Source organism: Microlunatus ginsengisoli, assembly GCF_039537205.1.
Classification (GTDB): domain Bacteria; phylum Actinomycetota; class Actinomycetes; order Propionibacteriales; family Propionibacteriaceae; genus Microlunatus; species Microlunatus ginsengisoli.
The window spans coordinates 67,010-91,034 of record NZ_BAABAB010000044.1 but is presented as its reverse complement, the minus strand read 5'-3'; the positions used below and the strand labels follow the sequence as shown (position 1 = coordinate 91,034).

Below are 24,025 nucleotides of genomic sequence, written 5' to 3'. Positions count from 1 at the left end.
CCGTGTCCCCGAACCGGGCTCCGGGTCAGTCGACCGCCTCGACGGTGATCGTCACGCCCTCACCGAGCTCGAGGGTGGCTCCGATCGGTACGGGTATCGGTTGTCCCGGCGGAAGCAGTCCCCGATTGCCGTTCGGACCGGGATCGGTCACGAATGTGCCGTTGGTGGAGTGGAGGTCGGTGACCACGACCTGCCAGTTCTCGGGCACCACCTGCAGATGCGTCCGGCTGATGTCCTGCGCCGGGCTGGCCAGCGCGACCAGGCGCGGCAGTGGGGCGGTCGAGCGCTGTTCGCTCGGTGCGCGGCCGAGCAGGACGGCGCGATCGAGGTCCACCACCGTCCCGTCGGCCGCCCGCAGCCGAGCCAGGAGTGGAGCCGGGATCAACTGCGGTGGACCCGGCGTGATCGGCGAGCGGCACACCCGGCAGACCGAGCTACCCGGCGCGTTCGGATGGCCGTTGGGGCACCGGACGGCTTCGACCAACGGGCCGCCCCGACCCTGGTCCGGCCTGCCCTGGCCTGGCCTGCCCTGGTCACCGCCACCCGGGCCGCCCGTCGACAGCGCCCCCTCGGCCTCGGCACTCCCCATCAGCTGCGTGTCGTCGTTCTCCATCTCGAACTGCTCGACGCTGAACTGAGGCGCGCCCGCGGTCGACCCGCCCACCCCGCCCGGCGGGGCGAAGGCAGACGCACCGGACGCGCCGACGGCTGCCGCGGCGCCCACCGGTCCGGGCTGCGGTCCCCATGGGCTGTCCAGGCCGAACCCGGGAGAGGCGCCGGTCTGCGCCGACTCGTCGCTGCGCTCCGATTCGAGTGGAGGAAAGTCCGGGCCGGTGTCGTCCTCCGCGAGGTCCGGACGTCTCCCGGTCTGCCCCGACCCGGTCTGCCCCGACCCGGTCTGCCCCGACCCGGCCGGCGTCTCGGACTGGTCGGACTCCCCGGACTCGACAACGGCCTCGTCCGGCGCCGTCACCGCGGAGTCGGCCGCGAGGCCCGCCTCGGCGGCCGGCGCATCGTCGGGCCCCGCCCCAGCGGCTGCCGGCTCGGATGCCGCGCCTGTCGTCGCGGCACCGGCACTCGCGGCTCCGGCTCCCGCGGCTCCGGCTCCCGCGGCTCCCGCGGCTCCGGCACTCGCGGCTCCGGCACTCGCGGTCCCGGCACTCGCGGTCCCGGCACTCGCGGTCCCGCCGACCACGGCCGGGGCGCTTCGCAGCAGCGGTTGCGGCGAGCGGACGACGGCGTCCTCGTCCGCGCTGACGGAGACCGCGCCGACCCGGACCACCCCCACCGACAACGGCAGCAGCTCCCCGTTCGGGGTCTGACCGCGGAGTCCGAGCCGGACGTTGGTGACGTGCCCGAGACCCACCTCGTTCCAGGTCACGATGCCCTCGCCGCTGGCGAGCGGCTGGCTCGAGTCGGGGTCGATCAGCTGGATACCGCCGCGCACGAGCGTACGCATCCCCGCCTGAGACCAGAACACGACGGCCAGGTCGGGCAACTCGGTGATGCCGTAGCCCGCCAGCCGGTCCACCAGGTCGCTCATCGACGCCGACGCGACGACATCGGACCACAGATCGGCGATCATCTCCGCGCGACCGGATCCGGGCTCGAGCACGACCATCGAGGTCGGGCCGGCGATCAGATACCAGTCGCCGGGGACGTACGTCGCGCGCCAGGGCGCGACGACGCCTGGCTGGGCCATGAGCACACCGACCTTCCTGACGGGAACTGACTCACGACGATATAGCGCCGCGTCGCCGCGGGACAGCGCCTACCGGGACTCGGCTCCCCGATCGGGTGCCAGGTCAGCCCGCCCGGGGACGCCACGGCTTGATCCACTCGGTCTCCGGCCATCCTTCCGCACCGGCCATCAGCTCATACATCGTCGCACCGTCGATGTGCTCGCGGATGATGTCGGCGTGCCCGGCGTGCCGGGCCAGCTCCTCGACCAGGTGCAGCAGGATCCAGCGCGCCTGATAGCCGTCGGGATTTCGCGGATACCACGGAGCGGGCGGCAACTGGACCCGGACCGCCAGGTCGTCCAGCGCTGCCACGGCCGCTGCCGTCTCCTCCCCCACCGCATCGAGCTGGCCGGTCAGCGAATCGACGGTGTCCGCCTCGGTCAGCGCGAACGAGTCCGTGTAGGCATCCTCGCCCATGCTCGGCCGACCCTGCAGGATGTGAATCCAGCCGCGTTCGGTGAAGGCGGCGTGTTTCATCAGCCCGCCGATACTGAGCGCGCTGCGGGTGGGCGTGGCGCGCAACTGGTCGTCGGTGAGGCCGAAGGCCGCGTATTTCAGGCCGTCGCGCTGCTGGATCAGATAGGCCAGCAAAGCTTCGGGCTCGGTGCTGGTCGGCGGCGGGTTTCCCGGCATGGTCTCGTCCTTCCCCGGAGAGTACGTCGGGTCAACCCTGGCAGCAGCCGCCGACAGTTTTTCGCGCCGTCCTCGCCGTCAGCGCGCCGAGATTACTGTTCGTGCTGGAGTCGGACCGGACTCCTCGGCGGCCGGAGCGGAGTAGATGACGAACCCTGGGAAGGCAAGCCGCGACCGGCGTACCGGCGCTGCCGGGCTGGCGGCGGGGCTGGCGCTCGGACTGGCGGCGAGCGGCTGCGTAGCGACGGCCGGCGCTCCCGCGGACGGCGGCGACGACGAGACGGCCCCCTCGGTCTCGTCCGCCCCGACCAGCGTCGCGCCGCAGACGTCGATCAGCGCCGAGTTGCCGGTACCCAGCCTGCCGTCACCGAGCCTGCCGACCGTTGCGACCAGCGAGCCGGGGCCGAGTTCCTCGTCCCGCCCCCGCCCGAACGGCCTGCGCGCCCGGATGGTGATCATCAGCGGGTCGTCGGGCAGGGTGTCCTGGCGCGTCCGGGTGCCGGAGTTCTCCGGTGCACCGGTCGCCGCCGAGGTGAACAAGCGCGTCCGCGCGGCCGTGGCCGGTCCGATCCAGCGGGCCCGGCGCGAGGGTCGCCGAGACCACGGGATCAAGCGCCGGCTGGACGGCGAGGGCACGGTGGTCACCAACGACGGACGTACGGTCCAGGTGCGGGTGATCTACGGCGACTACCTCAGCGGCACCGCTCACCCCGCCGACTACGTGACGACGACCGTCGTCGACGTGGCCCGACGTCGCCCGATCACGCTGGACCAGGTGTTCGCGCACCCCACCGCGGCGTACGGGGAACTTCGCGGTCAGATCCTCGCCGCAGCCGGCGAGCAGTCCTCGACGATCGACCGATCAGGGCTGAGCGCGACGGCCGCCAACTGGGCCAACTGGCAGAGCGACCGGACCGGCATGGTCTTCACCTTCGCCGACGGGCAGCTGGGTAGCCGCGGGTTGCGCCAGTACGCGGTGCCGTGGTCCGCCGTCGGGCCGCTGCTGACCGGCTACGCGACGAGGGTGCTGGCACCGCGCTGAGGACCGTCAGGACGCGAGGTCGTCGGGCTCGGCGCAGTGATAGCGGCCGATCGGGATCACCGTCGGGGTGTTGGAGACCGGGTCGGTGATGATGACCGCGTTCATCGCGAACACCTCCCGCATGGTGTCGGCCGTGATCACCTCGCCGGGCGTGCCCTGACCGCTGATCCGCCCGTCGGACATAGTGATCAGATGGTCGGCGTAGCGGCAGGCCAGGTTGAGGTCGTGCATGACGATCACGATCGTGGTCCCGCGCCGGCGGTTGAGATCGGTGAGGAGATCGAGCACCTCGACCTGATGGGTCAGATCCAGGTAGGTCGTCGGCTCGTCGAGCAGGAGCAGATCCGTCTCCTGGGCCAGCGCCATCGCGATCCAGACCCGCTGCCGCTGCCCGCCGCTCATCTCCTCGATCGGCCGGGCGGCCAGGTCGAGCGTGTCGGTCGCGGTGAGCGCGTCGGCGACGGCCCGGTCGTCGGCGGCGGACCACTGCCGGAACCAGCCCTGGTGGGGATAGCGGCCACGGCCGACCAGGTCGGCAACGGTGATCCCCTCGGGCGCCAGCGGCGACTGTGGCAGCAGGCCCATCACCTTCGCGACGTCTTTGGTCTGCCAGCTGTGGATGCTCTTGCCGTCCAGCAGCACCGTCCCGCTGGTCGGGCTGAGCAGCCGGGCCAGGCCACGGAGCAGGGTGGACTTGCCGCACCCGTTCGCACCGATGATCACGCTCACCTTGCCGGTCGGGATCTCGACGTCGAGATCGCTGACGATCTGCCGATCGCCGTAGCCGAGCCCGAGCTCCACCGCCGATAGGGTGTGCCGCTGGACGGGCGTGTCCTGGAGCACCATGGTCAGCCTCCTTGACCGATCTTGTTCGAGACCACGAGCAGATAGAGCAGGTAGGGAGCGCCGATGCAGGCCGTCAGGATGCCCACCGGAAGCTGGACCGGCAGCAGGTGCTGTCCGACGAAGTCGGCGGACAGCACCACCAGGGACCCGACCAGGGCCGCCGGGACGAGCGCGATTCCGGTGCCGTGGGTCAGCCGCCGCGCGATCGGGCCGGAGAGGAAGGCGACGAACCCGATCGGCCCTGCCGCGGCGGTGGCGATCGACGCGAGGCCGACGCCGAACACGACCAGCAGCAGCCGGGACCGCTCGACCCGCACGCCGAGGCCCGCCGCGGTGTCGTCGCCGAGTTGCAGCCCCGAGAGCGCCGAGCGTGCCCACAGCGTCAGCGGAACGAGTACGACCATCAAGGTCAGCAGGGTGCGCATGGTCGTGTCGGACGTGCCGTTGAGGCTGCCGGTCAGCCATTGAAGGGCGACCTGGGCGTCCCAGACCGAGGCCCGGGTCATCAGGTAGTCGATGACGGCGGCCATCATCGCCCCGATCCCGATGCCGACCAGGATCAGCCGATAGCCGGCGACCCCCTGCCGCCAGGCGAGGGCATAGATCAGCAGCGCGGTGACCAGAGCCCCGACGAACGAGAATGCCGAGACCGCGAACCCGCCCAGACCGAGCATCAGGATCGCCACCACCGCGGCGGCGCTGGCGCCGGCGGTGATGCCGATGATGTCGGGGCTGGCCAGCGGGTTGCGCATCATCGACTGGAAGATGGCGCCGGACAGGCCGAAGCAGGCACCGACCGCGATCCCGGTGACAGCCCGGGGCAGGCGGAGCTCGTACACGATGAAGTCGCTCGCTCGGGTGCCGCGCCCGGTCAGCGAATAGATCACCTGCTTGACGGTCAGCGGGAAGTCGCCGATCACCAGAGCCGCCAGGAACAGCCCGATCAGGACGGCCGCGAACGCGAGGCTCACCATGATCGTCCTGCGGCGCAGACCGAGCCGCACGCGGCGGACGGAGTCGACTCCCGGCGCCGTGGCCGGGATTGCGGCCGGCCGGTCGATCGTCGCGGTCACAGCTCGGCCAACTTCTTGCGGCGGACCAGAGCGATGAACACCGGCGCGCCGATCACGGCGGTGACGATCGCGACCTGCAGTTCGCCGGGGCGGGCGACAACCCGGCCGATGATGTCGGCCGCCAGCAGCAGGATGGGCGCGAGCAGCATGGAGTACGGCAGCGCCCAGCGATAGTCCGGCCCGACGATCATCCGGGCGACGTGCGGGATGGTCAGGCCGATGAAGCCGATCGGGCCGCAGGCGGCGGTCGCCGCGCCGCAGAGCAGCACCACGGCGAGCGCCGACACGGCCCGGGAGAACGCGACGTTGGCGCCCAGGCCGCGCGCGACGTCCTCGCCGAGCGAGAGCGTGTTGAGCACCCGGCCCAACAGCAGGGCCAGAGCACAGCCCACCAGAAGGAAGGGCGCGACCCGGACGACGACGCTCATGTCCCGGCCCGAGAGCGAGCCGACCTGCCAGAACCGGAACTGGTCGAAGGTCGCCTGGTCCAACAGCAGGAACGCCGTGGTGACCGAGCTGAACGCCGCGCTCAGCGCCGCACCGGCCAAGGCGAGCTTGACCGGTGTCGCGCCGTCGCGGCCAAGCGAGGCGATGCTGTAGACCACGACCGACGCGATCGCGGCGCCGAGGAAGGCGAACCAGACGTAGCCGAGGATCGAGCCGACGCCGAGAAACGAGATCGCCAGCACGACGAACAGCGCCGCGCCGGCGTTGACGCCGAGGATGCCGGGATCGGCCAGCGGGTTGCGGGTGACCCCCTGCATCACCGCACCGGCGAGGCCCAGCGCCGCGCCTACGAGCAGGCCGAGGATCGTCCGTGGCACCCGCAGCTCGACCACGACGATCTGGTCGGTGCTGGCGGGGTCGTAGTCGGTCAGCGCCTGCCAGACCGTGTGCAGCGGGACGTCCCGGGTGCCGATCGCCAGGCTCAGGAAGCAGAGCACCAGCAGGGCCGCCGCCGCGCCGAACAGGCCCGCGACGCGCACCGGGGCCCGGGTGGGACGTACCCGCATCTCCCGGCTCTCGGCCCGGGTATGCGGAGCCGCCGCCACACTCATAAGGGCAGCCTAACCTGATTTCGAAGGGCTCCCCAACCCGTGCGTTCTGCGCCAAGACTCCGGCCGTGGCCGGGTTAGAGGGCCACTCACCCGGCCGGGGTCCGAGCCCAATTTCCGGCCGCGGCGGGGTTCTTGGGGCCTCACTCGCACGATTGGCGCCGAATTTCCCGCCGCGGCGGGATTTTCGGGGTCCCACGTCCGCCCGGGTCCGAAATATCCGGCCACGGCGGGGTTCTTGGGGTCCACTCGCCCGGTCCGGGCCCGCATTTCCCGCCGCGGTCGGATTCTTGGGGTCCACTGGCGGGGTCCGGGACCGCAATTCCCGCCGCGGCGGGAGTTCGGGGCTCCTCACCACGCGCGGTTCTGAACCGAATCCGGCCATGGCGGGATTTTCGGGGTCTACCTCGCCCGATCTGAGCCCAGATTCCGGCCACGGCGGGGTTCGGGCCACGTCGCCCGGTCCGAACCCGAGAATCTCGCCGCGGCGGGATTTTCGGGGGCCTCGCGCCCAGTCCGGGGCCGAGTTTCCCGCCGCGGCGGGGTTTTCAGATCAGGCGCCGGGCTGAAGGATCGGCCGCAGGTCCTCCACGACGGCGGGGTCCTCGATCGTGGAGGGTACGGCCCCCGGCAACCCGTCGGCGATCTCGCGCATGGTCTTGCGCAGGATCTTGCCGGACCGGGTCTTCGGCAGCGCGGCGACGATGTCGATCCGGCGCAGCGCGGCGACCGCGCCGATCTCGTCGCGGACCAGCGCGACCAGTTCGGCGGCGATCTCGTCGGGTGGCGTGTCGATGCCGGCCTTGACCACCACCAGCCCGCGCGGCAGCTGGCCCTTCAGCTCGTCGGCGACCCCGATCACGGCGCACTCGGCCACCGCCGGATGCGAGGCCAGCACCGCCTCCATCGACCCCGTCGACAGCCGGTGACCAGCGACATTGATCACGTCGTCGGTCCGGCCCATCACGAACACGTACCCGTCCTCGTCGAGATACCCGCCGTCCCCGGTCAGGTAGTGACCGTCGAATGTGGTCAGGTAGCCGTCGACGAACCGCTGGTCGTCGCCCCAGACGGTGGCCAACGTCCCCGGCGGCAGCGGCAGCCGGACGCAGATGGCACCGTCGGTCCCGGTCGGTACGGCGTCGCCGCTGCCGTCCAGGACGACCACCTCGTAGCCGGGCACCGGCATGCTCGGTGAGCCGGCCTTGATCGGCAGCTCCTCGACTCCGCGCGGGTTCGCGGCGATCGGCCAGCCGGTCTCGGTCTGCCACCAGTGGTCCACCACCGGAACGGCGAGCTTCTCCCCCGCCCAGGCGTAGGTGTCGGGGTCCAGCCGCTCACCGGCGAGGAACAGCGTCCGGAGGCTGGTCATGTCGTGGTCGGCCATCAGCGCACCGTCCGGATCGACCTTGCGGATCGCGCGGATCGCGGTCGGCGCGGTGAACATGGTCTTCACCCGGTGTTCGGCAACCACCCGCCAGAACGCGGCCGCGTCGGGCGTGCCGACCGGCTTGCCCTCGTACAGGATCGTGGTCGCGCCGACCAGCAACGGGGCATAGACGATGTAGGAGTGGCCGACGACCCAGCCGATGTCGCTGGCGGTGAACATGACCTCGCCCGGCCCGATGTCATAGATCGCGCGCATCGAGTAGGCCAGCGCCACCGCATGGCCGCCCTGGTCGCGGACGATGCCCTTCGGCTTTCCCGTGGTGCCGGAGGTGTAGAGGATGTAGAGCGGGTCGGTCGCCTCGACCTCGGCGCAGCTGGCGGGTTCGAACGCGCCGGGTCGCATCAGCGGGGCGAAGTCGATGTCGCGCGGCTCGACCAGGTCGGCGCGCAGCTGCTCGCGTTGGAAGACGATGCAGTGCTCCGGCTGATGCGCGCTGCGGGCCAGGGCCGCCTCCAGCATCGGGTGGTACGCGATCGTCTTCGCGCCCTCCAGCCCGCAAGACGCAGACACGATCAGCTTCGGCCGGGCGTCGTCGATCCGGCTGGCCAGCTCTGCCGGCGCGAAGCCGCCGAAGACCACCGAGTGCACCGCGCCGACCCGGGCGCAGGCGAGCATGGCGATCACCGCTTCCGGCACCATCGGCATGTAGATCACCACCCGGTCCCCCGGCCGGATCCCGAGCTGGATCAGGGCGCCGCCGAACTGGGCGACCCTCTCCAGCAGCTCCGCATAGGTGTACGTGCGGCGTTGCCCGGTGATCGCGGAGTGGAAGACCAGCGCGGGCCGATCGGCCGCACCGCTGATCACGTGCCGGTCGAGCGCGTTGTAGCAGGTGTTCAGCCGGCCGCCGCGAAACCATCGATAGATGGGTGCTCGGTCGGCGTCGAGCACCCGCTGCGGCGGACGGAACCAGTCGATCGCCGCCGCCTGTTCGGCCCAGAACGCCTCGCGATCGGCGATGCTGCGTGCGTACTCCTCGGCGTAGGCCCCCATCGGCTCTTCTCCTCGGCGCTGCGTGGTGCTGGATCGGCTCTGCTTCGCATCCTCGCACCCGAACGCGGGCGCCCGTCAGGGCTGATCGGCCTTCGCGGTCGGCGCGGGTGCAGCCGGGGCCGCCGGCTTCGGGTTGGGCCAGACCAGGCAGAGCAGGATCAGCGCGATGGCGACGACGCCGATGCTGCGGGTCACGGTGAGGAAGGCGGTCCGCTCCAACGACCCCTCGGCCGCGGTCGCCCAGATCACCGGCGGGGCAACCAGCACCACCGCGCCGAGCAGCCCCCAGGCGAGCCGGCGACGCCGGTCGGCGGCGGGGTCCGGCGACGGGTCGTCGCGCCGGGGCGTGCGCCGCAGCCACCAGCCGAACCAGACCGCCAGCACCAGCATGCCGAGCAGTCCGCTGCCGAATTGGAGCCACTTGTACACCGGAAGACCGCCGACCACGTCGTTCAGCGCCGGCATCCGGGTCGTGCCCCAGCGATCCGCGTGGGTGAACGCGTCCCACAGCACGTGGCTGGCCGCACCGATCAGGACGGAGACCCCGGCCGCGACACACCGTCCGGGGTCCAGCGGGGTCCGGGGCGGCAGCCGCAACCGCAGCCACGCCGGGGAAGCGTCCGCCAGCGGCACCCGGAGCAGGAGCTCCCAGGCGATCCACAGCCCGATGCCGTTGATCAGGTCGAGAGTGATCGGGCCGTACCAGGCGTGCGAGACCTCCGAGGTCCGAGCGGGCGCCGGCAAGAAGTACGGCAGGTCCGGGATCATCGCGCCGATGGCCAGCGCGGCCGGCACCAGCCAGCGTCCGGGACGGCCGACGGTGAACGGCAGGATCGCCGCGACGTGGGCGGGAGTGAAGGGCATGGCGGGTCAGTTCGCGACCGGCAGCGCGGGAGCCGTCGCCGCGCCGGGCCCGGCCGGACGGTAGGTCGTGACGATCTTCGCCCGGCCGGCCTGCCACCACAGCAGCGCGAAGGCAACCACCTGTACGGCCGCGTCCACGGCGAACTGACCGGGGCTGCCCTTGGAGTCGGCACCGATGAACGCCTGGTCCCAACCGCCGAAGCTGATCACCGCGAAGAACGCGGCGATGTTGTTCACGGCGTGAACCGCGATCGCCGCCTCCAGCCCGCCGGTCCGCCACGTGAGCAGGCAGCAGGAGAGAGCGAAGATCGCCAGGCTCGCCAGGATCCACGGATCCGGGCTGCCGTGGGCGGCGCTGAACGCGACGACCGACACGATCGTGCCGCCGATCAGGCTGAGCACCGGCCGGGGGAACCAGGAGCCGACGTTCTGCAGGATCCAGCCCCGGAAGAAGTACTCCTCGCCGGCGGCTTGGAACGGCGTCATCACGACGACCAGGACGAGCAGCAGGACCCACTCGGCCGGACGATCGGAGTTCGCCGGCTGTTCGAGCAGCAGATTGGAGCCGATGTACAGCACCCAGACCGGGACGACGACGATCAGGCAGCGCAGCAACCAGCGCCAGCGAAACCCTCCCGCGACCGAGCTGACGAACTTGGGCCGGATGTGGTGGACGGCCCAGATCGACAGGCCGGCGGCCGGGATGAGCGCGATCAGCCCGAGGTTGGTGTAGAAGAACCCGGCGGCGTCGATCTGCATGGACGCCAGCTTGGTGAACTCGCGCTCGAGCCACTGTGGATAGTCCCGGCCGCCGGTCGCGATCAGGCCGAAGGCCAGGAACGGGATCACTGCCAGCACTTGGGCCGCGATGGCGATCACACCGGCCAGCAGCAGCGAGAGCAGCGGGCGCCACCAGCGCCGGCGCGGTCCGCGCAGCATTTGCGGGTACGTCCGCTCGCCGTCCGGCATGGCGCCTTCGGTCAGCGGGGACGCGATCGGCGCGGGCGCGTACCCGGCCGGCGCCGGCGCGTATCCGGCGGGCACGGGCGCGTACCCGGCCGGCACGGGCTCGTACCCGGCGGGCACCGGCGCGTACCCGGTGGACACCGGCGGCGGCGCGCCCGGCACCGGCGGGTAGGACACCGGCTGCTGAGGGATCGGAGACCAGTACGGCGCGCCGACCGGGTCGTCCGGATCGATCGGCGGTGGGTACGTGTCGCTCATGGTGCTGTCATTCTGACCGGTCGGCCCAACTCCTCGGCTCAGGCTCGTGCCGGAATCGCGACGAGTCCGCGCCCGGGGCCGGCCGGCGCCCCGCCTCACACCCCGACCGCTGCCTCGCACCCTCCACCCGCGGTGTGGAGCGGCAGCCAGGGGTGTGAAGCACCCGACCCGCACCGGCGACCGACCCGCTGCAACCCGTTCGGCCGGCGCCGGACACCGGAGAAGCAACCAGCCGCCCGCCGGAACGGCGAACGGCTGGGTGGCGCTTCGGGCTGCTGGTCAGCCGGCCCGGTTGGCCTGCTGCTCGCTCTGCGGCACCGAGTGGGTCTGCGGAGCCTGCGTCTCGCCGGTGGTCAGCTGCGGGCCCGCCGGCGGCTCGCTCGGCCCCTCGCCGATGCCGACCTGACGGCGGGTGCTGACGATCACGGCACCGACCACGATGGCGAGCGCCGCCAGGGCGATGGCGTAGCGCCAGCCCGACGGGGTCGAGCTGAGCGGGGACAGCGCCACCACCGCCGGCGCGATCAGCACCGCGACCAGGTTCATCACCTTGATCAGCGGGTTGATGGCCGGACCTGCGGTGTCCTTGAACGGGTCGCCGACCGTGTCGCCGATGACGGTCGCGGCGTGAGCCTCGGAGCCCTTGCCGCCGTGGTTGCCGTCCTCGACGAGCTTCTTGGCGTTGTCCCACGACCCACCGGAGTTGGCCAGGAAGACCGCCATCAAGGTGCCGGTGGCGATCGCACCGGCCAGATAGCCGGCCAGTGCCGGTGCGCCGAGCCCGAAGCCGACCGCGATCGGTGCGAAGAGCGCCAGTAGACCGGGCGTGGCCAGCTCACGCAGCGAGTCCCGGGTGACGATGTCGACGACGCGGCCGTACTCGGGCTTGGTCGTGCCTTCCATGATGCCAGGGATCTCGCGGAACTGCCGGCGCACCTCGTACACCACCGCGCCGGCGGCCCGACCCACCGCGCTGATGGCCAGCCCGGAGAACAGGAACACCACGGAAGCGCCGAGGATGATGCCGACCAGGGTCGGTGGGGCGAACACGACTGCCTGCAACTCGAAGGCGTTGTAGTTCTGCACCAGCACGGTCCGGATGGCGTCGGTGTAGGAGCCGAACAGGGCCGTCGCGGCCAGCACCGCGGTCGAGATCGCGATGCCCTTGGTGATCGCCTTCGTGGTGTTGCCGACCGCGTCCAGCTCGGTGAGGATCTGCGCGCCCTCGCCGTGCACGTCGCCCGACATCTCGGCGATTCCCTGGGCGTTGTCGGAGACCGGGCCGAAGGTGTCCATCGCCACGATCACGCCGACCGTGGTGAGCAACCCGCAGCCGGCGAGCGCGATCGCGAACAGCGAGATCACGCCGGCGCCACCGAGGACATACGCCCCCAGCACGGCGGCCCCGATGACGACCGCGGTATAGACCGCGGACTCCAGGCCGACCGAGATGCCCGACAACACAACGGTGGCCGCCCCGGTGAGCGAGGTCTTCGCCACGTCCTGCACCGCCCGATGCTCGGTGCCGGTGTAGCGGCCCGTCAGCGACAAGATGATGATCGCCAGGACGATGCCGATGATCACCGAGCCGATCGCCACGATCCGCGGGTCGTCGATCGGGCCGCTGAAGTTCACCTCGTCGGGACGCAACCCGAGGTCAGCGAACCGGGACGGCAGGAACGCGAACGCCGCGATGGCACAGAGCACGGCCGAGATCGCGGCCGACAGATAGAACGAGCGGTTGATCGTGCGCAGGCCGTTCTCGCCCGCGCGCGGCTTCGTCAAGAAGATGCCGATGATCGCGGTGATCACGCCGATGGCGGGCACGATCAGGGGGAAGACCAGGCCGTACGCGCCGAAGGCGGCCTTGCCGAGGATGAGCGACGCGACCAGGGTCACCGCGTAGGACTCGAACAGGTCGGCCGCCATGCCCGCGCAGTCACCCACGTTGTCGCCGACGTTGTCGGCGATCGTCGCCGCGTTGCGCGGATCGTCCTCGGGGATGTTCTGCTCGACCTTGCCGACCAGGTCGGCACCGACGTCGGCCGCCTTGGTGAAGATGCCGCCGCCGACACGCATGAACATGGCGAGCATGGCGGCACCGAAGCCGAAGCCCTCCAGGATGGTCGGCGCGTCGCTCTTGAAGATGAGGACCACGATCGAGGCACCGAGCAGACCGAGGCCGACGGTGGCCATGCCGACGTGGGCACCGGTGCGGAAGGCGATCTTCATCGCCGGGTCGCGACCGGCGTCGCGAGCCGCGGCCGCGACGCGCACGTTGGCGCGGACCGCGAGCCACATGCCGAGATAGCCGATCAGGCCGGAGAATACCGCGCCGGCCAGGAATGCCACCGAGCGCGCGATCCGCAGCGTCCACGTGCCGAAGCCGCCGTCGCCGTGTGCCGGCAGGAACAGCAACAGCACGAACGCCGCCACCGCGAACACGGCGAGCGTCCGGAACTGGCGGCCGAGGTAGGCGCTCGCGCCCTCCTGTACGCCCTGCGCGATCAGCCGCATGTTCTCCGTGCCGTCACTGGCGGCCAGCACCTCGCGTCGGAAGTAGAACGCCATCACCAGCGCCAGCACGGCGATGACTCCGACGACCGCGACGAAGGTGAGGTTCTTTCCGGACAGTTCGACTGCCATCGGATATATCGACAGGGTTGGAACCTGGGACATCCATTGTCCTCTCAAGACAAGCTGCGGCCTCACGACTTTCGGGGCGCGCCAGGGCGTGAGTCTAGCCAGACTCACAGACAGTTATGTACAGCCCCGCTGACTTCGCTCTACAATTCGCGCTCGCCGATCTGGATCTGCCCTGGTCCGGTGCATGTCCGTACCAAGTTTGCGTCGATCGCCCGGCCGCGCTGTCCGACCATCGTGGCAGGCTGCAATCGTGACTGTGCGCGCGGAGCCGACCCCCCGCGTGGGGTCCGTCGATGCGCTCGCTGCCCACCTGACGACCGCGGGGCACCGGGTGCGCCGGTTCTCCTGGCCCGCGCGGTCCGGCCACACCGCCGACTGGCCGTCGTGGGTGCCCGCCGAGATCGTGACCGGGCTCGCGGCCGCGGGCATCGCCGCCCCGTGGCGACACCAGGTCGAGGCGGCGGAGGCGGCCGTCGCAGGCCGGCACGTCATCCTCGCCACCGGGACCGCGTCCGGCAAGTCGCTCGGCTTCCTGCTGCCGGTGCTGGCGGCGACGTACGGCGGTGCGGACAGCGTCGGACCGCGGCCGCCAGGCGATCGGCCGCCCGCGCGCGACCCGCTCGACCGGCTCGACCTCGGCCCGGTCGGTCCCCGTCCGCACACTGCGCTCTATCTGTCGCCGACCAAGGCGCTGGCCCACGACCAGTTCCGCGCGGCCCGCGCGCTCGGTCCGCGGGGGTGGCGGATCGCGACCCTCGACGGCGACACCGAGCCGGCGGCGCGGGACTGGGTCCGCGACTGGGGGACGTACGTCGTGTCGAACCCGGACATGCTGCACCACTCCGTTCTCCCCCAGCATCGGCGGTGGGCGCCGTTGCTGCGCGGGCTGCGATATGTCGTCGTCGACGAGGCGCACCGTTATCGCGGTGTCTTCGGGGCCCAGGTCGCGGCCGTGCTGGCCCGGCTCCGCCGGCTGGCCCACTACTACGGCGCCGACCCGGTGTTCGTGCTGGCAGCGGCGACGATCGCGGAGCCGGCGCAGACCGCGGCCCGGCTGCTCGGCGTACCGGCGGACCGGATCGTCGTGGTGGACCGGGACGATTCGGCGCGGCCCGCCCGTGAGCTGGCACTGGTCGAGCCGGCGGGGGACGCCGACGAGCTCACCGCCGAGTTGCTCGCCCGCTGCGTGGACGAGGGCCGGCAGACGCTCGCCTTCACCCGGTCGCGGCGCTCCGCCGAGGCCGTCACCCTGGCCGCCCGGCGGCGGACCGTGTCCGCCGCGCGGATCGAGGCCTATCGCGCCGGCTATCTGGCCGCCGACCGGCGCGCGATCGAGTCCGACCTGCGCAGCGGCGAGATCCGTGGCGTGGCCAGCACCAACGCCCTCGAGCTGGGGATCGATGTGGCGGGTCTCGACGCCGTGCTGATCGACGGATATCCCGGGACCCGGTCGAGCTTTTGGCAGCAGGCCGGACGAGCCGGCCGTGGGGACGCCGACGCGCTGGTGGTGCTGGTGGCCGGCCGGCATCCGCTCGACCGATTCCTGGTGGAGCATCCCGAGGTGCTGCTCGACCGGCCGGTCGAGGCGACCGTGCTCAACCCCGCCAATCCGTACGTCCTGCGCCCGCACCTGCTGGCCGGCGCCCAGGAGCTGCCGTTGGGGACCTCCGACGAGCACTACTTCGGCCCGTCCACCTCGGGTCTGATCGCCGAGCTGGCCCGCGGCGGTGCACTGCGCCGGCGCCCCAACGGCTGGTTCTGCACCGGCGGCGCAGCCGCCCGGGAGATCGATCTCCGCGCGGCCGGCCGGCGGCTCGACATCGTCGAGCAGCAGACGGGTCGGGTGCTCGGCGTGGTGGACGAGTCCGGCGCCGACCTGTGTGTCCACGAGGGCGCGGTGTACGTCCATCGCGGCGACACCTATCTTTGTCTCCCGGCCGAGGACGACGAGCCTGAGGTGCTGGTCCGCGCGGCGCAGCCCGGCTACCTCACCTCGCCGCGGCGGGAGACCGAGGTCCGCATCCTTGCCGAACGCGCGCGGCGCGCAGTAGGCGCCGGCTGGGCGGCGCTGGGCGAAGTGGAGGTGCACAGCCGGGTGACCGGATACCTGCGCCGCGACCCGGAGACCGGGACGGTCTGGGACCAGACCCCGCTGGACCTGCCCACCCGCACCCTGCGGACCACTGCGGTCTGGTTCACCCTCGACCCCGGCCTCGTGCCCGACGAGATCAGCCTCGCTCGACTGGACGCCACCGCGCATGCCGCCGAGCATGCGTGGCTCGGCCTGTTGCCGGCGTATGCCGGCTGCGACCCGTGGGACGTCAACGGCGCCAGCGCGGTCCGGCATCCCGACACCGGGTTGCTCACCCTGATCCTGTCCGACGCACTGGCCGGCGGCGCCGGCTTCGCCGAGCACGGCTTTGCCGTCGCCGAGCGATGGCTCCGAGCGACCGCCGACCTGCTCCGCGGCTGTGACTGCGCGGCCGGCTGTCCGGGCTGCATCGTCTCGGCGGCCTGCGGCACCACCGGACGGCCGCTGGACAAATCCGGTGCGGCGCTGCTGCTGCAGATCGGTGGCGTTTGACCGCGATGCCGGGAGCGAGCGCGATACTGGACCGGTGATCCCCATCGCACTGATCCTGTTGGCGATCGTGATCTTGTTCTGCGTTGCGGTGGTGGTGAGCAACCCGGTCGCGGTGACCCTCTCCGTGTTCGGCCTCGAGATCCCGCTGCAGACGCCGGCCGTCTTCTTCACCGGCGCGGCGACCATGCTGGTCACGATCGTCGCGCTGTGGCTGCTGCGCGTCGGCGTCCGCCGCGAGCGAGCGCGACGCAAGGAGCTCAAGACGCTGAAGAAGGCCGCGAAGGCCGACGCCAAGGCCACCGCCGCGACGAGCACGGCCGCCACCGGCTCGACCGCGTCCGGCTCGACCGCGTCCGGCTCGACCGCGTCCGGCTCGTCGGCCGCCCGACCGCCGGTCGACAGCGGGCCTGTCGTTCCGCAGCAGTCCGCCACCGGGCAGGCCGGGATCCCACCGGCCGGCGCGCGGCAGACCGGAGACGGCCCGACCACGACCGCCGCGGACCGGGAAGCTTTGCTGGCCGAGGTCGATGACGCGACCCGCGACGACCCGCCCCGCTGAACCCGTCACGACGACGTCGCTCCCGCGTACGCCACCGCTTCGACCGAACGTGGCAGCCCCGGCAGGCCGGCCAGCCTCGACCATCCGGTGCTCACCCGCACCCGGGCGGTGACCACGAAGTCGAGCTGGTCGCCTACCTGACTGCAACTCAGGAGCCGGCCACCGTTGGCGGCGGCGACGGTCCGTGCCCGGGCGCACACCGAGCCGCCGCGCTCGAACTCCACCGCGCCGCCGAGAGCGGCCAGATCGGCAGCCTGCTGGGCACGGTGCTCGGCAACCAGATAACCGCCGAGCACCAGCCCGGCGATGGCCAGGCTGATCACCACCGCCATCACGGCGACCACGACGAACGTCGCCGCCCCCCGCTCCGACCTGATTCGCCGTGCCATCACCCGACCTCCGCAGGCATCACTCGACCCCCGGCTCGCTGGTCGCTTGCGCCTGGGCCCGGAGCACAACACTCGGGGTGAGGATGCCGAACGGGTCCGTCCGCAGACTGGCCGCCACCCGCGTCGTCGGACCCGATCGGGCGATCCGTACGGCCGTTCCGCGCGGGGCGGCGGCCTCTGCCCGCTGCACCCCGGCCCGGTCTCCCCGGGCCGCCTGCCTCGCGACCGCGCCCGCGGTGTCGACCAGCCTGAGCTGGAGCACCAGCATCGAGACGCCCCAGCAGAGCAGGAGCATCATCGCCACCGCGCCGGTGATGGCGACGGCCAGCTCGGCCGTCACCATCCCACGCTCCCGACGGGAACCTCGGCTCGTCCTCATCGCCCCGCCGTCAGCCCTTCAGGCCCCAGGCCGACACCGCGTTGATGATCTTCAGGATGATGCCGGTGATCAGATCCTTCGCCGGCCCCTTGACCACGAACAGCAGCAGCAGCCCGGCGAGCGAGACGGCGACCACCACGCCGACCGCCCACTCGGCGGTCACCATGCCGCGATCACCGAGCCGCCGGGCCAGACCGGTCGCGCCGACGGGCGAGGGCACGACGCCCAGGTCGAGGTCGCCCGGGTCGAGGTGGCCGGCGTCGAGGTCGAACGGCCCGGCGTCGAGCTGGAACCGATCGGTGATGTCCACGACCTCGGCGCCGGAGCAGTCCAGGTTGTTGATCATGGGTGTTTCCCTTCGTTCACAGGCGCCTCGTGGCGCCGCCATCCGATCTGGATGCACCTGGACACTCCCGATCGGGACACGAATCGTTCACCCTCGCGAAAATCTGTGGATGACGCTTCGGACCGCTCCGAACCTGTGGACAACTCCGGCCGCCGACGGGCTCAGAAGATGTCCGGGACGGCGGCCAGGAAGGCCGAGATCGTCGCCGGCAGCACGCCCAGCAGGATGAAAGCCGGGATGAAGCAGAGCGTCATCGGCAGGACGCAGCGCACGCTGACCGCCTTGGCCGCGCTCTCCACCGCTGCCGCCCGGCGCAGTCGTGCCTCGTCGGCATAGAACGTCAGCGTCTCCACCATCCGCGTCCCGGACTCGACCGCTCGCGCGAGGTCGACGGCCGCCTCGCCCAGTTGCGGATGTCCGCGCAGGGCTCGCCAGGCGTCGACGTCGGACAGCCCGACGTCCACTGCCCGAACCACGTACCCGAGGTCGTCGGCGACCGGACCGTCGAACACCGCAACGACGGCCGCGGTCGCGTTCCTGGCCGGCAGCCCGGCCGCGAGACAGGCCGCCAGCAGGTCGAGCGCCTGCGGTGCGTCCATCACCAACCGCCGGTTCCGGCGCCGCGTCGCCGCCGGCTCCAGCAGACCGAGACAGATCGCGCCGGCAGCGGTCGCGACCGGCGCGACGATGACGAGCAGAGCGAGCGGCACCGTGGGCAACAGCGATGTCGCCACCACCGCCGCGACGAGGGCCAGGGCGGCCGCGACCAGCACCCGCCGGCCCCGCGAAGGTGCGTCGAACCGGCCGGCCAGCACACCGCGCCAGCCGGGTGCGCGCCCAGCACGCTGCCACGGCGGGAGGACCGGCGGCTCCACGCCGTCTGGGTGCTCCCCGGCGGTCGCTGCCGCCGGCGCGTCCCGGCCGGCGCGGCTGGTCCGGTGCCCCGCCCGTCCGCGCCTCAGCCGACGGTCCCTCGCCGGTGCCAGCCAGCACAGCACGGCAACCGCGGCGAACACGGCCGACAGCGCTGCCGCCGTCCAGCCGCTCATCACCGCTCCATCGGTACGTCGGTGGCGGTCCGAGCGAGCCGGTCGATCCAGAGCACTCCGATCGCGGCCGCCGAGACACCGGCCAGCAGGCAGCCCCAACCCACCGGACCGGCGACCAGGAACTGCAGCGGCCGGCCGCCGATCAGATAGCCGAGCCCGATCCCGCAGACTGGCAGCGCCGCCATGATCTTGCCCGTGGCCCGGGCCGACGCGATCTCGCCGGCGACCAGCCGCTCGACCGCGAGGTCGGTCGCGAGCGCCGCGGCGACCCGTTCCAGCGCGGGCGCGAGCGGCGCTCCGGTTCGGGTCGACACGCTCCACGCCCGCGCCAGCACCAGTAACCCGGCCTGGCCCGGCCGTCCGGATCGCTCCCGCCAGTGCGCGACCGGATCACCGCCCAGATCGAGCAGCGCGGCCGCGGTGGCGAGGACCGGGCAGTCGGTCGCGGTCACCCGGACCGCGTCGGCCGGGATCCGTCCGACCCGCAGCTGCCCGGCGAGCACCCGGCACGCATGGGCGACCTCCGCCCGCGCCCCGGCCGCCCGGCGGCTCCGGCGACGCAGTCGGAACAGATGCCAGCTGGTCGATCCGGCGATCGTCGCGGCCGCCGCGGCGACGGCGCCCGCCGAACCGGCCACCAGGGCGCCGCCCGCGAGCACCGACGCGACGATGAGCGACCCGATCGACCAGCGGGCCAGTCGCCCGCGCTGGCGATCCGGTGCGGCCTCGACCGCGTCGAGCCGCCGCGCCAGCGTCCGGCCCGCGGGGGGTGGCACCGCCAGCACGACAGCGATGACGACCAGCAGGGCGCACAGCAGCGTCATCCCAGCAACCTCTCCAGCCGCTCGCCGCCAGGCCCGATCCGGGTCCGGCCGTCGGGACCGAAGATCAGCGCCGGCACCGTGCTGACCAGCCCGCCCACGGGATCGCGATCGAGCACGCTGATCCCCTCGACCCGTCTCGGTCCGCCGTCGCGTCGGGAGATGTGGACGACGGCGTGCAGCGCGGACGCGACCTGGGCATGCAGCGCCTGCCGGGCCATGCCACCGAGCGCCGCCAGCGCCTCAAGCCGAGCCGGGACGTCCGCGGCCGAGTTCGCGTGCACGGTCCCGCAGCCGCCCTCGTGGCCGGTGTTCATGGCCGCGAGCAGATCGGCGATCTCGGCACCTCGGACCTCGCCGACGACGAGTCGATCCGGCCGCATCCGCAGCGAGTGCCGGACCAGGTCCGTCAGGGTGATCGCACCGGCGCCCTCGGTATTGGCCGGCCGGCCCTCCATCCGCACCAGGTGGGGATGGTTCGGCGCGAGCTCGCGCGAGTCCTCGACGACGACGATCCGTTCGTTCGCCGGCACCAGCCCGAGCAGAGCTGCCAACAGGGTGGTCTTGCCCGAGCCGGTGCCTCCGCTGATCAGGTAGGCCAGCCGGGACGCCACGATCCGGCGCAGCACCTCGGCTCCCGCCGCGGTCAGCGAGCCGGACTCCACGCAGTCCGCCAGGCTGAACGACGTCCGCGCCGGCACCCGCAGCGACAGGCAGGTGCCCGGCGCGGCGACCCCGGCGAGCACCGCGTGCACCCGGGTGCCGTCGGCGAGCCGTGCGTCGACGAACGGCGAGCCGTCGTCCAGCCGCCGGCCCACCGATGCGGCCAGCCGCTGGGCCAGCCGGCGTACCTCCTCGTCGGTGCCGAACCGCACGGGTCGCGGCTCCAGGCCCCGGCCGCGGTCGACGTACACCTGGTCGGGTCCGTTCACCAGCACATCGGTGACTCCGGGCTCGCGCAGCAGGGGCTCGAGCGGACCGGCGCCGACGCTGCCGCGGCGCAGCTCCTCCAGCGTCTCGATCAGGGCGCGGTCGCTGACCGGACGGCCCTCGGCCCGCATGGCCTCGGCGACGTCCTGCGCCGTCGGCGGGCGTCCGAGTCCCACCAATCTGCTCCGCAACCGGTCCAGGTCGGCGGAGCGGTCGATCGCCGACGGTGCGAGCGGGACGGAGGTCTCGACCATGCTCATGCCGCCGACGCCTCGGGCCAGACCACGGTGCTCAGCACCGTGCGGCAGGCGCGGGCCAGCTGGCTCCGCGCCGCTCTCGCGGGCGGCGTCCCGCGCTGCGCCGCCAAGGCGAGCGCCGGGTCGTCCTCGATCGCGGCCAGCAGCGCGGCCTCGAAGCCGTCGGCGGCGTCCGCAGCCGGCAGCCCACCGGCCCGCGGCCGACGAAGCAGCAGGTGCCAGTCACCGCACGAGGACGCCAACCGGCCGTGCGTCTCCCGACCCGCTGCCACCCCGCGTACGTCCGCGGACACGAGCAGCAGAGCGGAGTCGGCGAGCCGCAGCGCGGCCGGCGACAGCTCCGAGGCCGTCCGCCCGAGGTCCAGCACGACCAGCTCGTGGCTCCGGCTGCCGGACGACACGACGGCGGCCATGGCTTCCGGGGTCGGGAGCTGCGACCGCGCCGGGACGACGCCGCGCGACATGGCGACCAGATCCATCCCCTCGAGCCGCGGCAGCTGCCCGCGCAGATCGCCCAGGTGGCCGCGGGCGCCGAGCAGTCGCGGCCAACGCCATCCCGGCTCCCGCTCGGCGCCGACCAGCAGATCGATCCCGCCACCCAACGGATCGAGGTCGACCAGAAGCGTGCGCCGTCCGGCGCGCGCGGCGACCACGGCCAGTGCGGTGGACAGCGTCGAGGCCCCCACGCCGCCGGATCCGCCGGCAACGGCCAGCACCCGGCCCCGCGCGGTCGACCGGCCCAACGCGTCGGCGAGCGTCGCGGTCAGCCGGATCGCGTCCGCGGGCAGCCGCAGCACCGGCGCGCGCAGCCGCCTGGACAGCTCCGCCAAACCCGGCACCGGGTCGGCCAGATCCAGCAGCAGCAGCTGGGACCGCCGCGGCAGCTCCTGCTCGGTCAGCCGGTGGGCCTGATCGGCGCCGATCATCACGACGGCCGCCGCCGCCCAGCGGGCGCGCGCCGCCCCGACATCGGCGGCCAGCTCGGGCTCCACCCCGGCCGCCGCGCAGACGGCCAGCGTCTGGTCCAGCAGCGCGTCGTCGGCGGTCACCAGCAGAGCGGAACGCACAGAGATCTCCATATCCCCACATTGCGGAGCGGGCGGCCGATCGTGCCGCCCGAGGAGCCGAGCTGTGGACAACCCCGAATCGGGCCGCCGGCTGTGGACAACCCGGCCGAGAACATGATCTTGAAAGAGTTGATCTTGACCCGCAGGCGGATCGCCGGGCTATCCGCTCGGGCGGGCTCGAATCATCAGGATCTTCTTTGGTGCAAGGGCTTTTCAAGCCGCCGTCGGGACGGTAGAAATGTCTCCAAGGAACTCTGACTCGTCGGTTTTGAGTGCGTGTCGAGAGTTGGCTCTGGGTGCCGCATGGCGCCCAGACGCGCCTCTCCCACGTAGTCGTTTTCGCACGAGCCAGTGTCCTGCACAACTGCACCGAGCACCCACGCGGCGATCACCCATCCACGACGGGCCGTTGCGTACAAGGCTTGCCTTGGCCAACACACCAGAATGCACGCTTGGTCACTCGGAGTCGACGTGCAGACGCGGCGCCCGCAATCGCGGGCGCCGAGTCACGTCCGGGGCAGTTTGCTGCAGCGCCCGAGTTCTCTCACCGCCCGGGATCGCTCACCGCACGAGCGGCGAAGCCGAGACGCCGTACGTGACCGCCCGCGCGCAGTGCACGAGCCAGGCCCGCACCCCGCTCACGGTGCCCGAGGCGTACCCGTCCAGCGCGTGCACGTACCCGGCCGGGTCCGCGGCATGCCCGGACTCCACCACCACCACCCCGAGCGGATCGACCCCGGTAGCGATCAGCACCATGTGCTCGACGGCGCGAGCGACCAGGCCGTCGGCCGACCCGAACGGCGCCACCACCGCGAGCTCCGCGTGGGCGATCGCCGCCAGCAGCAGCGCCGGCGCCTCGGTCGGCCGGCAGAGCAGCTCGGCCAGCGCCGCGGTCCGCCGCCCGGCTTCGCCGTCGTCACGCAGCCGGCCGAGGGCGTCGTCGCCGACCTCGCCGTGCGCGGCCAGGGCGTGCGCGCGGGCCAGCGCCTGGCCGGGCGAGACCAGCACGAGCGCGCTCAGCGCCGGCAGCTCGCGCGCCAGGCGGACCGCACCGGGCAACCAGCGGTCCGGATCGCCGGTCAGCGCCGCGCTGGCGCGCGCCGCTGCCAACAGCGCCTGGGCCGACTGCTCGGCGCTGACGACGCGGAGCCCGCGATCCCGCAGCAGGACATCGACGCTGTCCCGAGCCGCCGCCAGCTCCGAGGGCACACCTTCCAGCCGGGCCAGATCGACGAGCGGGTCGGTGGACACTCGATAGAGTCTGGCTCATGCAACGCACGCCCCGCCCGCCGTACCCGACGGCCGCCGTCGACTGGCTGTTGGGCGAACGTCCGGCGCGGGTGCTGGATCTCGGCTCGGGCAAGGGCGGCTTCGCCCAGATGCTGGCCGCCGCCGGGCACGAGGTGTTTGCCGTCGACCGCAGCGCCCGGGTGTGCGCAGAGCTGCGGGAGCGGCTGCCGGACGCGCGGATCACCGCCGCCCGGGTCGAGGCGCTTCCCTTCCTGTCCTGCCACTTCGACGTGGTGACCGCCTCGCAGACCCTGCACCATTTCGCGCCGGGGCTGGCACTGACCGAGATCGCGCGGGTGCTGAAGCCCGGCGGACGGATCGCGGTGGCCTACAACAGCCGCGACGACACGGTGCCGTGGGTCAAGCGGCTGCTGGCGATGACCAGGGCGGCGGACCCGGAGGCGATGAGCGGCGACTACGGGCAGCACTCGGTCGCCACCCTGGCCGACAGCCCCTATTTCACCGGCCTGGAGCGGCGCAACTTCCGCAACTGGATCCCGGTGACCCGGGACGGCCTGCTGACGATGATCGAGCGACGACCGGGGACCGCCAGGCTCGACCAGAGCACCCGGCAGGCGCTGCTGGCCGAGGTCGGCCAGCTGTACGACACGGTGGCCCGCCCGCCGGAGCCGTTGCTGCTGCCCTTCCAGGCCGCCTGCTGGAGAGCGGTGGTCGACCACTCCCAGCTGGCCATCAGCGACGACCCGGACGCGGTCGAGATCAAGTTCTGACCCCACGGGTCCGCCCGGCCGCATCGGCGAGCGCGAACCCACCAAGAACAGGGCG

At 72.4% G+C, this 24,025-nt stretch carries 20 protein-coding genes and 1 pseudogene; 4 read left to right on the top strand and 17 right to left on the bottom strand.

What is annotated here, in order from left to right; all coding sequences use genetic code 11:
* Positions 1 to 25: 25 nt before the first annotated feature.
* Together ABD747_RS22350 and ABD747_RS22345 are read right to left on the bottom strand one after the other, a co-directional pair.
* Positions 26 to 1,702: an FHA domain-containing protein gene (locus ABD747_RS22350; protein WP_344808810.1), complete on the bottom strand. Its 1,677-nt coding sequence runs from the start codon at positions 1,700 to 1,702 to the stop codon at positions 26 to 28.
* Positions 1,703 to 1,805: 103 nt separating this feature from the next.
* Positions 1,806 to 2,375, bottom strand: a complete 570-nt coding sequence (locus ABD747_RS22345; RefSeq protein ID WP_344808808.1) for a DinB family protein — start codon at positions 2,373 to 2,375, stop codon at positions 1,806 to 1,808.
* Between the two features lie 145 nt (positions 2,376 to 2,520).
* Here ABD747_RS22345 and ABD747_RS22340 point away from each other — a divergent pair, with 145 nt between their 5' ends.
* Positions 2,521 to 3,417 carry a hypothetical protein gene (locus tag ABD747_RS22340; RefSeq protein ID WP_344808806.1) on the top strand — a complete coding sequence of 299 codons (897 nt, stop codon included), beginning with the start codon at positions 2,521 to 2,523 and terminating at the stop codon, positions 3,415 to 3,417.
* A gap of 6 nt (positions 3,418 to 3,423) precedes the next feature.
* On the opposite strand, the gene ABD747_RS22335 is transcribed toward ABD747_RS22340, so the two are convergent.
* From ABD747_RS22335 to ABD747_RS22305, 7 genes and pseudogenes are all read right to left on the bottom strand, one after another.
* Positions 3,424 to 4,263 carry an ABC transporter ATP-binding protein gene (locus ABD747_RS22335; RefSeq protein WP_344808804.1) on the bottom strand — a complete coding sequence of 280 codons (840 nt, stop codon included), beginning with the start codon at positions 4,261 to 4,263 and terminating at the stop codon, positions 3,424 to 3,426.
* Positions 4,264 to 4,265: 2 nt separating this feature from the next.
* Positions 4,266 to 5,336 (bottom strand): FecCD family ABC transporter permease, encoded by a 1,071-nt coding sequence (locus ABD747_RS22330; protein ID WP_344808802.1) that lies wholly within the window; start codon positions 5,334 to 5,336, stop codon positions 4,266 to 4,268.
* On the bottom strand, positions 5,333 to 6,394 hold the full coding sequence (locus ABD747_RS22325; protein WP_344808800.1) for a FecCD family ABC transporter permease: 1,062 nt from the start codon (positions 6,392 to 6,394) through the stop codon (positions 5,333 to 5,335). Before ABD747_RS22325 ends, ABD747_RS22330 begins: the two co-directional genes overlap by 4 nt.
* A gap of 550 nt (positions 6,395 to 6,944) precedes the next feature.
* A pseudogene (locus ABD747_RS22320) lies at positions 6,945 to 8,846 on the bottom strand (AMP-binding protein); the annotation flags it as partial.
* A 63-nt stretch (positions 8,847 to 8,909) separates the two neighbouring features.
* The gene (locus ABD747_RS22315; RefSeq protein WP_344808798.1) at positions 8,910 to 9,698 is read right to left on the bottom strand and encodes a DUF4184 family protein; all 789 of its coding nucleotides are present in this window, start codon (positions 9,696 to 9,698) and stop codon (positions 8,910 to 8,912) included.
* A gap of 6 nt (positions 9,699 to 9,704) precedes the next feature.
* Positions 9,705 to 10,922: a CPBP family intramembrane glutamic endopeptidase gene (locus ABD747_RS22310; RefSeq protein WP_344808796.1), complete on the bottom strand. Its 1,218-nt coding sequence runs from the start codon at positions 10,920 to 10,922 to the stop codon at positions 9,705 to 9,707.
* A 279-nt stretch (positions 10,923 to 11,201) separates the two neighbouring features.
* On the bottom strand, positions 11,202 to 13,601 hold the full coding sequence (locus ABD747_RS22305) for a sodium-translocating pyrophosphatase (protein ID WP_344808795.1): 2,400 nt from the start codon (positions 13,599 to 13,601) through the stop codon (positions 11,202 to 11,204).
* A 217-nt stretch (positions 13,602 to 13,818) separates the two neighbouring features.
* On the opposite strand from ABD747_RS22305, the gene ABD747_RS22300 reads away from it, so the two are divergent.
* Positions 13,819 to 16,152: a DEAD/DEAH box helicase gene (locus tag ABD747_RS22300; protein WP_344808793.1), complete on the top strand. Its 2,334-nt coding sequence runs from the start codon at positions 13,819 to 13,821 to the stop codon at positions 16,150 to 16,152.
* A 34-nt stretch (positions 16,153 to 16,186) separates the two neighbouring features.
* Positions 16,187 to 16,711 (top strand): hypothetical protein, encoded by a 525-nt coding sequence (locus ABD747_RS22295; RefSeq protein WP_344808791.1) that lies wholly within the window; start codon positions 16,187 to 16,189, stop codon positions 16,709 to 16,711.
* A 5-nt stretch (positions 16,712 to 16,716) separates the two neighbouring features.
* On the opposite strand, the gene ABD747_RS22290 is transcribed toward ABD747_RS22295, so the two are convergent.
* From ABD747_RS22290 to ABD747_RS22255, 8 genes are all read right to left on the bottom strand, one after another.
* Positions 16,717 to 17,100 carry an Rv3654c family TadE-like protein gene (locus ABD747_RS22290; RefSeq protein WP_344808789.1) on the bottom strand — a complete coding sequence of 128 codons (384 nt, stop codon included), beginning with the start codon at positions 17,098 to 17,100 and terminating at the stop codon, positions 16,717 to 16,719.
* A 19-nt stretch (positions 17,101 to 17,119) separates the two neighbouring features.
* On the bottom strand, positions 17,120 to 17,443 hold the full coding sequence (locus ABD747_RS22285; protein ID WP_344808788.1) for a TadE family type IV pilus minor pilin: 324 nt from the start codon (positions 17,441 to 17,443) through the stop codon (positions 17,120 to 17,122).
* 46 nt (positions 17,444 to 17,489) lie between these two features.
* A complete protein-coding gene (locus tag ABD747_RS22280) occupies positions 17,490 to 17,825 on the bottom strand; it encodes a DUF4244 domain-containing protein (protein ID WP_344808786.1) in 336 nt (111 codons plus the stop codon).
* 161 nt (positions 17,826 to 17,986) lie between these two features.
* Positions 17,987 to 18,874: a type II secretion system F family protein gene (locus ABD747_RS22275; RefSeq protein WP_344808784.1), complete on the bottom strand. Its 888-nt coding sequence runs from the start codon at positions 18,872 to 18,874 to the stop codon at positions 17,987 to 17,989.
* Positions 18,874 to 19,698: a type II secretion system F family protein gene (locus ABD747_RS22270; protein ID WP_344808782.1), complete on the bottom strand. Its 825-nt coding sequence runs from the start codon at positions 19,696 to 19,698 to the stop codon at positions 18,874 to 18,876. Before ABD747_RS22270 ends, ABD747_RS22275 begins: the two co-directional genes overlap by 1 nt.
* Positions 19,695 to 20,885 (bottom strand): TadA family conjugal transfer-associated ATPase, encoded by a 1,191-nt coding sequence (locus ABD747_RS22265; RefSeq protein WP_344808780.1) that lies wholly within the window; start codon positions 20,883 to 20,885, stop codon positions 19,695 to 19,697. The genes ABD747_RS22270 and ABD747_RS22265 overlap by 4 nt, the downstream gene beginning before the upstream one ends.
* On the bottom strand, positions 20,882 to 21,961 hold the full coding sequence (gene ssd, locus ABD747_RS22260; RefSeq protein ID WP_344808778.1) for a septum site-determining protein Ssd: 1,080 nt from the start codon (positions 21,959 to 21,961) through the stop codon (positions 20,882 to 20,884). Before ssd ends, ABD747_RS22265 begins: the two co-directional genes overlap by 4 nt.
* 549 nt (positions 21,962 to 22,510) lie before the next feature.
* On the bottom strand, positions 22,511 to 23,200 hold the full coding sequence (locus ABD747_RS22255) for an oxidoreductase (protein ID WP_344808776.1): 690 nt from the start codon (positions 23,198 to 23,200) through the stop codon (positions 22,511 to 22,513).
* Positions 23,201 to 23,217: 17 nt separating this feature from the next.
* Between ABD747_RS22255 and ABD747_RS22250 the strand changes: the two genes are divergently transcribed.
* Positions 23,218 to 23,970, top strand: a complete 753-nt coding sequence (locus tag ABD747_RS22250; protein WP_344808774.1) for a class I SAM-dependent methyltransferase — start codon at positions 23,218 to 23,220, stop codon at positions 23,968 to 23,970.
* Positions 23,971 to 24,025: the final 55 nt, after the last annotated feature.